9 protein-coding genes are annotated in these 12,602 nt (G+C 40.5%); 7 read left to right on the top strand and 2 right to left on the bottom strand.

Going from position 1 to position 12,602, the window contains the following annotated elements; genetic code table 11:
- Positions 1 to 383 precede the first annotated feature (383 nt).
- The 4 genes from V7L31_RS13915 (at position 384) to V7L31_RS13900 (ending at position 4,838) form a co-directional block, all read left to right on the top strand.
- Positions 384 to 1,229: a DUF2382 domain-containing protein gene (locus V7L31_RS13915; protein WP_334696767.1), complete on the top strand. Its 846-nt coding sequence runs from the start codon at positions 384 to 386 to the stop codon at positions 1,227 to 1,229.
- A gap of 429 nt (positions 1,230 to 1,658) precedes the next feature.
- Complete coding sequence (locus V7L31_RS13910; RefSeq protein WP_334696766.1) at positions 1,659 to 2,543, top strand: DUF2382 domain-containing protein; 885 nt, start codon at positions 1,659 to 1,661, stop codon at positions 2,541 to 2,543.
- A 228-nt stretch (positions 2,544 to 2,771) separates the two neighbouring features.
- Positions 2,772 to 3,662, top strand: a complete 891-nt coding sequence (locus V7L31_RS13905; protein WP_334696765.1) for a YsnF/AvaK domain-containing protein — start codon at positions 2,772 to 2,774, stop codon at positions 3,660 to 3,662.
- Between the two features lie 252 nt (positions 3,663 to 3,914).
- Positions 3,915 to 4,838 carry an ion channel gene (locus tag V7L31_RS13900; protein ID WP_334696764.1) on the top strand — a complete coding sequence of 308 codons (924 nt, stop codon included), beginning with the start codon at positions 3,915 to 3,917 and terminating at the stop codon, positions 4,836 to 4,838.
- Positions 4,839 to 5,037: 199 nt separating this feature from the next.
- Here the strand turns inward: V7L31_RS13900 and V7L31_RS13895 are convergent, their stop codons facing one another.
- Positions 5,038 to 5,232: a hypothetical protein gene (locus V7L31_RS13895; RefSeq protein ID WP_334696763.1), complete on the bottom strand. Its 195-nt coding sequence runs from the start codon at positions 5,230 to 5,232 to the stop codon at positions 5,038 to 5,040.
- 261 nt (positions 5,233 to 5,493) lie between these two features.
- Here V7L31_RS13895 and V7L31_RS13890 point away from each other — a divergent pair, with 261 nt between their 5' ends.
- Together V7L31_RS13890 and V7L31_RS13885 are read left to right on the top strand one after the other, a co-directional pair.
- Positions 5,494 to 7,191: an alpha/beta hydrolase gene (locus tag V7L31_RS13890; RefSeq protein ID WP_334696762.1), complete on the top strand. Its 1,698-nt coding sequence runs from the start codon at positions 5,494 to 5,496 to the stop codon at positions 7,189 to 7,191.
- Positions 7,192 to 8,311: 1,120 nt separating this feature from the next.
- On the top strand, positions 8,312 to 9,133 hold the full coding sequence (locus tag V7L31_RS13885; protein ID WP_334696761.1) for an SDR family NAD(P)-dependent oxidoreductase: 822 nt from the start codon (positions 8,312 to 8,314) through the stop codon (positions 9,131 to 9,133).
- Between the two features lie 23 nt (positions 9,134 to 9,156).
- On the opposite strand, the gene V7L31_RS13880 is transcribed toward V7L31_RS13885, so the two are convergent.
- Positions 9,157 to 10,395 carry a ScyD/ScyE family protein gene (locus V7L31_RS13880; protein WP_334696760.1) on the bottom strand — a complete coding sequence of 413 codons (1,239 nt, stop codon included), beginning with the start codon at positions 10,393 to 10,395 and terminating at the stop codon, positions 9,157 to 9,159.
- A 434-nt stretch (positions 10,396 to 10,829) separates the two neighbouring features.
- Between V7L31_RS13880 and V7L31_RS13875 the strand changes: the two genes are divergently transcribed.
- Positions 10,830 to 12,314, top strand: a complete 1,485-nt coding sequence (locus tag V7L31_RS13875; RefSeq protein WP_334696759.1) for a glycosyl hydrolase family 57 — start codon at positions 10,830 to 10,832, stop codon at positions 12,312 to 12,314.
- The last annotated feature ends 288 nt before the right edge of the window (positions 12,315 to 12,602 follow it).

The following is a 12,602-nucleotide window of genomic DNA, read 5'->3' as shown; positions in this document are numbered from 1 at the left end:
TTCTCTAGTGTCTACTCCCATTGTTTCAGTATTGGCTCTTAATTAGCAGGACTTACGCAGGTGATATCGTCCAATCCCCTGAAAATGTAGGAAGGATTTGATCGACAGCACAGGTGAGAAATTTGCTTGTCGCCATTGTGCGTTGGCGTAGCCCGTCGTAGACATCGCCTCGACTAGTTGAGAAGATATTTTATACCAGTATATGTCTGGTTTTTTATAACTTTAGTTATATCTCTATCGATTGTTAATAGTGTTTAGCTTGAATATTTCCCTAATATAAATCATCAAATAATTCCATTAAAATCAGTCGCCAGCAGGATGATACTTAGCACAATATTTTTTACACTGGCAAATAAACCTTATATACAACTTAGGAACAGCTTATGCCTATTCACAAACTTGAACATTTTGACCCCAATTATCTAGAAACCTTTGGCGGAGACGACATTAAAGCACTAGAGCTTTATACTGAGGGAGGAGATAGAGTTGGCTCAGTAGGTGATGTTTTAGTTGATGATGATGGTCATTTCCGGTATTTAATTATTGATATCAGCTTAGATTTTGTTAGCAAAAAAATATTGCTACCGATTGGTCTTACTCGGATCAATTATCCAGAAAGACGCGTTTATGTTGATGGGTTAAGTAAACAGCAAATAAATAATTTGCCCGATCACAAAGAAGACGCGATCGTTAATAGCGATTACGAAGAAAATGTACGTAGTGTATTTCGTTCTCCAACCAGCGGTGTAACTTACGATCGTGATACCTATAATTACCAGAAAGAGCCAGCTTTATACGGTTTAAAAGATAACTCCGATCAAACTTTTAGACTTTATGAAGAACGATTAATTGCCAATAAACACCGCATCAAAACTGGAGAAGTAACAGTTGGAAAGCACATTGAAACAGACATTGCACACGTTACAGTACCTATTCAAAAAGAACGAGTTTTGATTGAGCGGGTTGTGCCAACAGAAGCAGGCAAAGTTGTTGTAGATCCCAATGAACTTAGGTTTCAAGAAGGGGAAGTAGCACGCATAGAAGTATACGAAGAAACACCTGAGATACATAAAGAAGCTTTTTTGCGTGAAGAAGTTAGGATCAAAAAAGTAGTAGAACGGGATACTGTAGAAACACAAGATACTATTCGTCGAGAAGAGTTAGATGTTGATACAGTGGGTGATTTACACGTGCAAGACAATGGTATCAATGCACATGAAGCTATTTAATTAGCTAGTTCATAAATTTATTTAGTAGGTTTACCTCAAATAATCATACAGGCAAAGTTAATTTTTAATTCTGCCTGTGTTTTTTTATGAAACAACAAAATTCCTGACTGGATAAGTTGGGAATTTGAATATTGCAAAAAAATACATATTGATAAACTAGCTATTTATAGATTCAAAAGTTTGTAACGATAAATAAATATAATAGTATTTAGTAAATTCCATACATGAAATACTAGACATATTTTTACAAAGCAAGGAAAAATTATTATGTTTTTGCATCTCTAGTTAGCTATGCGAATAAAAATATCTATAACTTTTGATTATTTAAATCTGAAAATAATTCATTCGCCAGAAAGAGGTACAAAAATCAATAAATGTCTAATTTAGTTATTAAGAGATGAAAAAAATATTTGAGGTTAAAGAAAGATAATGGTTCTTTACAAACTAGAAGATTTTGAGCCTAACTATCAAGATAATTTTGATGGTCATGATATTAAGGGACTGGGTGTCTATACACAAGGGACTGACGAAAAGATTGGTACTGTCAGCGATGTTTTAGTTGATGAAGAAGGTCATTTTCGCTATTTAGTAGTTGACTTAGGCTTCTGGATTTTTGGTAAGAAAGTATTACTACCACTTGGCCGCGCCCGTATCGACTATAACGTTGATCGCGTGTACACAGTTGGTTTGACTAGAGAACAAGCTGAAGATTTGCCTGAGTTCAATGAACGTCAAACCCTTGATTACGACTATGAAGAACGGGTACGTGGGGTATATCGCCAACCTGGAGACTACACTCCTATAGAAGCTTCAGCAGCATTAGACCCTTTAGCACCACCTGTAGCACCATTGCCTACAACTCCCACTTACGCCCGTGATAGCTATACTTACGAAAATGAACCTTCTTTATACGGGGTAAATGAGCAAGATCATCAAACTCTAAGATTGTATGAAGAACGGCTGATTGCCAATAAACGACGCCAAAAAACTGGAGAAGTAACAATTGGCAAACACGTTGAGACTGATACTGCACGGGTTGTAGTGCCAGTAGAAAGAGAAAGAGTTGTGATTGAACGTGTAACTCCGGCAGATGCGGGTACGGCTGTTTCTGGGCGTGAAGCAGACTTCCGTGAAGGCGAAGTAGCTCGTATAGAAATCCACGAAGAAACTGCTGATGTTCGCAAAGAAGCATTTTTGCGCGAAGAAGTTAGAGTTAGAAAAGTGGTAGATCAAGACACAGTTGAAACTCAAGAAACCGTGCGTCGTGAAGAGTTAGATGTGAATTCTGGTAATCTTCCAGTTGAAGAGCGCTAAGTAATATATAGTCATTAGTCAATAACTAATGACTAGTAATTAATTCTATACAGTACAGGTGAGGCTGTCGAATTAGCTTTACCTGTGCTTGTAATAGCAGATATCGCTCTGGATATAGGTTGGATAAATGCAGCGATCGCCAACATTTTCTAACACTATCTGAATAGTATCTAGAGCATTAATAGATTTTAATTTAGCTAATTAGAAAGCATTTCGTAAACTTTGCAGATGAATAGCCAACAGATGGCAAAAAATATTGTACAGGTAAACGGTAACTCTCGCATTAGCTCCTCTCTGGCAGATTTAAAACAGAGGGTGAATAATTTTGCTGTGTTTGATAAGCAAGGTCAGCTAGTAGGAGTAGTTCATGATTTAATTGTGGATGCTCATCGTCGGCTAAACTTAGTTATATCTAAGCAGGTAAATCAACAAACTGGAGAAGATGGTCAGCAGTTAGCTGATAAACATCCTTCTTTATTTCGGTTGCAGAGCCAAAGAATAAAAAAAATCGACAAGCCCACTAAATCTGTTTTCATAGACTTAAACAAATCAGAAATTGAGTATATGCCTGAATATTTAGAAACACAAACACCAGGCGATAGTGACTCAACTGAGCAAGTAGCTAATAATCCAATTATCAATAGCCCAGTTGAACCAGTGAATTTAGAACAGGTTACTGAAGAACAGATTATTCGTCTACTAGAAGAACGACTAGTTGTTGAAAGCAGTAAGCGTAAAGTCGGTGAGGTAATTGTTCGCAAAGTAATTGAAACCCGGATGGTACAAGTTCCTGTCCGGCGTGAAATGCTGATTGTGGAACAAATTAGCCCAGAACACAAACAACTTGCAGAAATTGATTTAGGGCAAGGAGAAATTACTGGCGTTGATTTGACCGAAGTAGAAAGACTTGAAGTTACACATTTTGACAACGGTTTAACGGTAAGTGGCGAATTTAGCTCGCCTAAAATTGCTAATTTGTTGCTGAATGCGATCGCACTAGAGCGAAATCACGGCTGTAAGCAGGTGCGTGTTACCATTGCTGTTGAAGACGAATCGCACCAAAAAAAATACCAAGAGTGGTTTGACCGCTGTTCTAAAGGTCAATCACTAAAGCCATAACAATAAGTTTCTAGCAGATAAATTAGTAGGGTGGGCAATGTCCACCCTATTTTTTTTGCTGATTTCAGAAAACAAAAGTGAAGTTTCCATTCCCTTGCGGGTAATTTTAACTGGCAATTGGGGATTGAGATCCCAAGCAAATCTTAAAATAATTTCTTTCCCAGTCCCCAGTCCCTAATTATCCAGAGTGAATGCCTCTAAAGCAACTTAATTTACAATACTAAGCAGTTGCCGTTCTTTTGGCTACTTGCAATGAAATTTCGACTCAAGAGACTTTCTGGTAAGAAACGACAGCGTTTGATCTCACCTATTCAGATTCATGTTCAAGATGGAAAATTTGAGATTATGGGTATGGGTGCATGGCATTCCTACTGGCGCGATCCCTATCATCTGCTGCTAACGATTCCCTGGATTGGCTTTATAATCCTGATTTGTACTTTCTACATAACTATTAATGCTCTATTTGCCCTAGCTTACTTGATCGGAGGAGATTGTATTGCCAACGCCCGACCTGGCTCTTTTTTAGATGTCTTTTTCTTTAGCGTGCAAACCCTAGCATCTATTGGCTATGGGGCAATGTATCCGAAAACAACTTACGCTAACATTATTGTCACCATTGAAGCAATGATCGGTTTGGTGGGAATTGCTGTGATGACAGGACTAGCGTTTGCCCGATTCTCCCGACCTACAGCCCGTGTGGTCTTTAGCCGTGTTGCTGTAATTACACCTCATAATGCGATGCCGACTCTCATATTTCGCAGCGCTAATAAGCGTCGCAATATAATTCTGGAGGCGCAGATGCGAGTCTACTTAATGCGCGACGAAGTAACTCTAGAAGGGCAGTTCATGCGGCGGTTCCACGATCTCAAACTGCTGACGAACCAAACACCTAGCTTCACGTTAAGCTGGTCAGTGATGCATGTCATTGATGAGTTTAGTCCTCTATATGGGATGACACCAGAATCCTTAACCCAGACAAATACTATTCTGATCGTCTCTTTGAGTGGCCTTGATGAAACGGTTTCACAGGTCGTCCATGCCCGTCATACTTATGGTGCTAATGAGATTTTGTGGAACAATCAATTTGCCGATATCTTCCACCACACACCCGATGGACATCGCTACATTGATTACAACCGCTTCCACGATGTTTTACCTTTAGATTTAGAGGAATGAAATTTATTGAACAGAATTCAGTAGTCAGCAGTCAGAATGGGCTAAACCTTAGCTATCCGCTAACAGAATGATTTTTGACCGAAAAAGCGGATAGCGCAGCGTAAAGCCTTCTCTACGAGAGGCTGCGCCAACGTTTAGAGCGAGTCGCGGTAGCGAGTATTTTCTAGTCGAGTCTTGATTCTGACTCCTGAATTCTTCTTCAATCGGAAGTTTGATTGAGTTGTGGTTCTAAGGGTTTAACAACTACCCGACCATTTTCAACAACAGTGCAAGTTTTAACCACGGTCTTACTGTGGTTAACTGGCACATCCTGGCACTGGTTATGGTGGGAAATATTTTGCTCTTGTTGTTGGTTGAGGACGACAACACAACAAGTACAGGAGGCGAAGGACATATAAAATATTTTGATCTCTATATCTATTATCGCTCTACTGATGCTATTTGGCGGAAAAATTTGTTACTGATATGCTTTGATAATTTAATACATCCCAAAATTTAGTTGAGTACCGATTATTGCGTATGTGCGAAACTATGGATGCAAGTACTTGCTTTCTTGTGCTTGTAACCTGTGCAAACAGGAAAGCGGTTATAGATCCCGCCCCGCTTTCCTCTCTGTCCAAACTTGTTTGGCAGGGTTAGACAGTGGGTTATTCTAATGAAAAAATTTTTGAGATATCTGGGTTTAGGTTTGCTATCTACGTTCTTGACTGCCACTCCCGGATTGGGAGCTGAACGCATTAGCTTTTTTTATCCTCCCTTCGGTGACTTTTCGCTATCCGTGGACTCGCTGGAAACCTTTGCTAAAGAAGGCAAAATCGATCAAGATTTTTCATTTTATGCTAATCGTGCTACTCCTGAACAACTCGCTCAACTGCGGGATCTACTCCAGCAACGGTTTAATATCACTCCTACATTAGTATCTCAAGTTACCTACTCACCTATAGGCGAGCAGTTGGTGAAACAACTGGGAAGATTACTTCTCACTGAGTCTCGAAAGAATGGCTTCTATGCCATACGTGCCTCTTTGATTTTGGCTGCCGCCGATCGCGAGGGTTTAACGGTGGTGAATTTACTGCGGAAATTTCCAAGCAATACTATCCGGGTGAATTTCACGGAGGGGTTAAGGATAGTTGATGATTTGTCGCAATTGATCAAAAGAAAGGATGAGGTTTTTGCTTCGCTTCACAAAGAAGCGATCGCTCAAGCAGCCACTTCCAACATTGATTTCTCCAAACAACCAGATTTGCGATCGCCAGGAAAATTCACCTGGCAGAAAAAAAGCCTGGATTTAAATGACATTTCTCGCTCACGCCGTCTACCTGTGGATATCTATCTGCCGTCAGCAGGTTCACAAAGCACTAAAGAACTTTCCTCGCCTCCGTTTCCCCTGATTGTAATTTCTCATGGACTGGCCTCAGACCGTTCTACCTTTGTCTATCTGGCTGAACATCTAGCATCTTATGGCTTTGCCGTTGCGGTACTAGAACACCCTGGTAGTAATGCCGAACGCTTTCAGCAATATTTTGCAGGTTTGGCAGGGCCCCCAGATGCAGCAGAATTTATCAACCGACCTTTAGATATCAAATATCTACTCAATGAACTCCAGCGTCTAGATAAGTCCGATCCCACCCTCCAGGGAAAACTTAATTTTCAGCAAGTTGGGGCGATCGGTCAGTCCTTTGGTGGTTATACTGTTTTGACTCTAGCAGGAGCCAATATTAACTTTGAGCAACTAAGGCAAGATTGTAATCCCGATAACTCATCCTTTAATTTGTCGCTGTTTTTGCAGTGTCAAGCAACTGATTTACCCCCAAAGAATTACGAACTCAAAGACGATCGCATCAAGGCCATCATTGCGATTAATCCCATTGACAGCTCAGTTTTAGGTCAGGGGGGAATCAGTCAAATTAAAATTCCCGTCATGCTGGTAGCAGGTAGTCAAGATGTTTTCGCACCACCCGTATTTGAGCAAATTCGCCCCTTTACTTGGCTTTCTGACTCTAATAAGTACCTGGCTTTGATCGAAAATGCCACCCATTTTTCAGCGATCGCCGAACCTACTCCTGGAAACGATGTCTTACCTGTACCACCTGCCTTGCTAGGCCCCGATCGTGCTGCTGTTTATTCCTATCTCAACGCCCTCAGCGTCGCTTTTTTAGAAACCCATCTCCTCAACCGCCCTGAATACCGTTCCTATTTGCAGCCTTCCTACGGCACATTTATCAGTAAAGAGCCGCTTAATCTCAGTCTTCTACAGTCTTTGTCGGTAGAGCAGTTCAATCAAATTTGGAGTGGGCCAACTCCCCAGGCAAGCAAACCATCAAATCCTCAACCTACTCCTACACCTCGTTAGGAAACTCCAAGAAATAAATTATCCAATATTGTGGGGTAGGCGTCTCGCCCGCCCTATAGACTGGGCGGGCGAGACGCCCACCCCACAAGAGTTATGCTGCAAATTAGATGTTTTTAGCTTATCTATCTTTGCTGGAAGCAAGTCGATTTAACCGTGGGGTAGTACTTACTGATTACGTAAAATTACGGAGTATGGCTTTAGGCAGAATCATCAATTAGGAATCATATTGACTTACGTTAAGATCCCCGATTTATTAGAGAAATCGGGGATCTTATTGTTTGTGAATGATTGAAGTTTGCTATAGACTAGGCAGTCTCAAGTATTACTTTGATAAACTCAAAGCTAAACCTAAACACATTACTATTTGTCCTAAAGTTTTGGCAGATAATTTCAGACAACGATTTAGCCTTCTTTGATTATTTTCAATCAATAAAAGCCATCAACCTTACTTTTCAAGAAAACAGTAAATATACTGTTGCAATTATATGAGTTAGTTAGAGCTTCTAACTATTGCAACCATCAGCCAAAACACTATATAGCAGAGAACAGAGAATAGGGAACTCTTAACTGGGTTGAAAGTCTCTTGGTATATGGCTTTTTTATTAAATTTCGTACCTCATTTACCTAAAATATTCTGTATGTCTTTTTTGTTTCTAAGCTATGAATTTTCTCAAAATCAGGCTATTTGTCAGGAAAGAGAGATATTTATACTGAGGGATTTATAAAAACTTATTTAATAAAATCTTTTGTATATATATACTTGTCGTGAAGAAGTATTAAGAAATTCTTATTAAAAAATATTGCAATACCTTGATTTAATTGCTAACGTGTGTATGACAACGATGCTGATGAACGCTCGGATCTAGGAGAAATAAAATCTATGAGCTATACCCATTCAGCCAATTGTGTTAGGCTTTGACGGGTTCAAAACGAGAGATTTCTGCCTCATATAGACAACTATGAGTGATTGCAGATTAACTAAGAAATATCTCGTTGCTAAAGGCTTGGTTTCAGTTTGATTATTTGTCTTACTTTGTGCCGACAAGCAAGTAGCTCTTGCTTGTGTGTATCGGTAATAACGAAGAGTTTGGTAAGACTTAAATTTTAGAGGATAAAACCAATGGAGATTCAAGGTAAAGTTGCCCTAATTACAGGGGCTTCGCGTGGAATTGGACGAGCGATCGCACTCGAACTAGCGCAACAAGGCATCAAACGGATGATATTGGTAGCACGCGATCGCCGCAAGTTAGTGGAAGTAGCTAGCGAAATCGAGGCGATGGGTACGGAAGCTGCGATCGTGGCCTTAGATTTGACGCAGACAATAGAAGTAAATATCGCTGTTGCCCAACTATGGCGCAATTACGGACAGATTCACCTGCTGGTTAATTGTGCGGGAGTCGCATACCAAAGCTCATTTTTGCAATCTAAAATGCCCCAAGTTCAAGAAGAACTCTCGGTGAACTTGTTAGGAATGTACAACCTCACTAGTTTGATTGCTCGACGCATGGCTAGCCAAAGACAAGGGACAATTGTCAATGTATCGAGCCTGATGGGGAAAGTAGCTGCACCAACGATGGCGACATACTCAGCAACCAAGTTTGCCATCTTAGGATTTACCCAAGCCTTGCGCCAAGAATTAGCTGAACACAATATTCGTGTGATTGCATTATTGCCTTCTCTGACAGACACAGACATGGTGCGCGACTTAAAATTATTTCGCTGGGTGATCCCCATGACTCCGCAGCAAGTGGCGAAAGCACTCGTCGCCGGAATGCAGAATGATTCAGCAGAAATTTTAGTTGGATGGCAAAGTCATTTAGCCGTGTTGTGTCAACGCCTCGCCCCTTGGTTGTTAGAGCTAATTTTACGAATAGCAACACCGCCAGCCCCAAGAAGACAACGCCTGATTGAAAAACTTATCCCTTCGCGTAGCGTTTCGTAGAGAAGCCGAGGGCGATCGCTGACTCAGCACTCCTGAACAAACTTGTCCGAAATCTTCACTCCTTTGGCTTTACCCTTGTGCAACAAAGTAACGCTCACAGTGCCAAGAAATGCTAATAAGCTGAAAGTAGAAGTAGATTCAGGAACAGACTTGGAATTCTCAATTTTGATAACTTGTCCAAGTCCAGGGCGATCGCCTCGGTTTGTCACATAGATAGCACCATCAGCACCAATAGTCAAAGCAGTAGGAGACTCTAATCCATTGCCACTCAGAATAGTTGTGCGAGTCCCATCCCTCGCTATTTTAATCACAGAACCATCTAGATTACCTTTCCAGAGTGACTGATTAGCGTACTGCAAAGCATATAAGTTACCCTCAGCATCAAAATCTAAGTCAGTAAGTTGGGTAAAGCCATCGGTATAAACTGTTGGTTGACCATCAGCACCAACTCGATAGATTTTTGCTTCACCTTGTGGAAAAGGAAAACCAGTTAATTGGCTAATATAATAAGCGCCATCTGGGCCTTTGGCAATATTTGTGGGTACTGCTTGAATTTCAAATGGCGATGATGATGCGCCAGAGGGAAAAATTGGATTAGTTAATGTCTGCCGGGGAATTGTAGCGATCGCCTTTAAATTACTGCCATCAGTATCTACGCTGAGTGACTCATTAGCACCAGTATCAACTGCAACAATTTTATTTCCATCTATAAGAAGAGAGAAGGGATTGCTAATTACATCGCCTTTATCGGGATTATTTGCAAGTTCATAATTAGCTAAATCAGCAACACTAGTCCACGAATTTGTATTGAAATTGGCAGTGATGATTTTTCCTAAATCAGTGTTACCTAATGCAGCTCGAAATGTGGGATTTGAACCATACCCAATTGCAATATAAGGCTTGCCAGTAGCATCAAATTTGATATCTTGAGGCCCAGAAGTATCAGTACCATCTGGTAATGCTAAAGAAGGAAGTCCTGTAAGTATACGTTCTTGCCTACCATTTGCAATTTTGGTGACTGCACCAGTTGTGCCATAACATAAAGATTGGTTTGCAACGCTTGGTGAAGGAACACAAGCTCCACTGCCGCCTGTTCCTGCTTCGGTGACGTAGAGACTCCCGTCATTGCCAAAACTTAGACCACGTGGATTATTAAGACCATCGGCGATTACCGAAAATGATGCCGCCTCTGCTGCTTTCATTCCTGAAAAAGCAGCAATACAGACACTCAAAAATGTAATTCCAAATTGTTTTAGTTTCATTAGACTCCTCCTAAAATTAAATTCGCGTCAAGCAGAGAATAGAAAATTTTATCTTGATAAATAATATTTAATGTGTATAGTTTCTATAGATTTTACAGCTTATTTAAAAGAGGGAAACAGATTCAAACTTAGAAACTTAGATGAAATATGAATTTATGAATTTTGAGTTGTATCATACCATTTTCAACAATCTTTGCAACATAATGAATCGGCTGTAGAGAACTACATTTGTACGTCTCTAGTAACAAAACTTAAGTAAACTTAATGTACATTTTTTAACGCTTTTTATACAAGTGTGATATAGAAACTCTTGAACTACACAGATATTGCGGGACTACAAGACGATCGCAGTTTGCATCAATAAATAAAGTTGCAGATCAGAAATTGCTGTGCGATCGCATAATTAGACATACCTTGTTTCGGAGCAATCAGAAATGCTTTCCTTCCCTACAACCCTGACTCCTTTGCCCGAAATCATTGATGGCTTACCGAATATTTCTGGTTGGGAAACAGAGGTTCTCTCTGTGGTTAACCAAGATCGACCAGTATTTTTACCAACAACGAATATCCGCTTAGAAGACGTAAATGCTGTGTTTGCGATCGCTTTGCACATGCACCAGCCAACTATACCTGCTGGAAATGGCGGTACACTCATCAGCAATCTGCAATATATGTTTGAACATCCCCATGAAGGGGATAACCATAATGCAGATCCTTTTGCCCATTGTTACAGCCGGATGGGTGACTTGATCCCCGAACTGGTAAATCAAGGTTGCAATCCCCGTGTGATGTTGGATTACTCTGGTAATCTGCTGTGGGGATTGCGGCAAATGGGACGCGGTGATGTTCTCGATAATCTCAAACGGATTACTTGCGATCGCACCTACCAACCTTATGTAGAATGGCTGGGTACAATGTGGGGTCATGCAGTTATTCCTTCCACACCCATAGCAGATATTAAATTACATATCGTTGCATGGCAACATCACTTTGCGGCAATTTTTGGCTGGGAAGCACTAGCGCGAGTCAAAGGATTTTCGCCCCCAGAAATGCACCTACCAAATCACCCTGATGCTCTCTTTGAATTTGTGAAAGCGCTGAAAGAATGTGGATATCGCTGGCTACTTGTTCAAGAACATTCTGTAGAAACTCTTACGGGTCAATCTCTCACTCATAAACATTTACCACATCGTCTGATTGCCCGTAATTCTCAAGGCGAAACAATTAGTATTACAGCCTTAATTAAAACCCAAGGCTCCGATACGAAATTAGTTGCTCAGATGCAGCCTTATTATGAAGCGAAAACATTATCCAAACAACAAATTGGCAGTGTATTTGTGCCACCAATAGTTAGCCAAATCGGTGATGGTGAAAATGGCGGCGTGATGATGAATGAATTTCCTAGCGCTTTTAAACAAGCTTGGGGGGATATGGTAAATAATGGCGGAGGAAAATCAGGTGTTGTTGGGGTGTGCGGTACAGAATATTTAGAATTAATCGAAGCTGCGGGATGCAAACCTGAAGATTACCCAACTTGTCAACCAGTAGGACAACACCAAATTTGGGAGCGAGTTTCACCAGAAAATAATCAACCGGAAGCTGTAGAGAATGCGATTCAAGAATTAAAGCAAACAAACTCTAATTTTCATCTAGATGGAGCCTCGTGGACAAATCATATCAGTTGGGTAAAAGGATATGAAAATGTGTTGTCTCCGATGTATCAATTAAGTAGTTTATTCCATCAGAAGTTTGATCCATTGCTGCAAACTGACTCAGCAGAAGCTATCACGAAACAGTCTCAATACCGTAACGTTCTTCTACATAATCTTTTGCTGCAAACCAGTTGTTTTCGTTATTGGGGACAAGGTGCTTGGACTGATCACGCGCGGGAAATTTACCAACGTGGTGAAAATTTATAAGAAGAATTCAGAATTCAGAATTCAGGAGTCAGAATTCAGTATGAATTCTGTACGAGTGGGCGAAAAAATTAAAATATTCTCGCCTTAAAACTCTAAGCTAAAACACATTTAATTTGCATATTAAAATTTTCTCAATGTCTTGTGGGGTGGGCATCTTGCCCGCCCTGATTATGCAACTTTAATGCTGATTAGCTTATCCCTTTATGGGTAGAGTATTCTGAATTCTGTTAGCGCAGCGGGGCATAGCCCATTCTGAATTCTGACTCCTGACTCCTGACTCCTGTTTTA

The organism is Nostoc sp. (genome assembly GCF_036916655.1).
Lineage (GTDB): Bacteria > Cyanobacteriota > Cyanobacteriia > Cyanobacteriales > Nostocaceae > Nostoc.
Note: the sequence above shows the minus strand (reverse complement) of the source record. Positions and strands in the feature narration are given on the sequence as shown.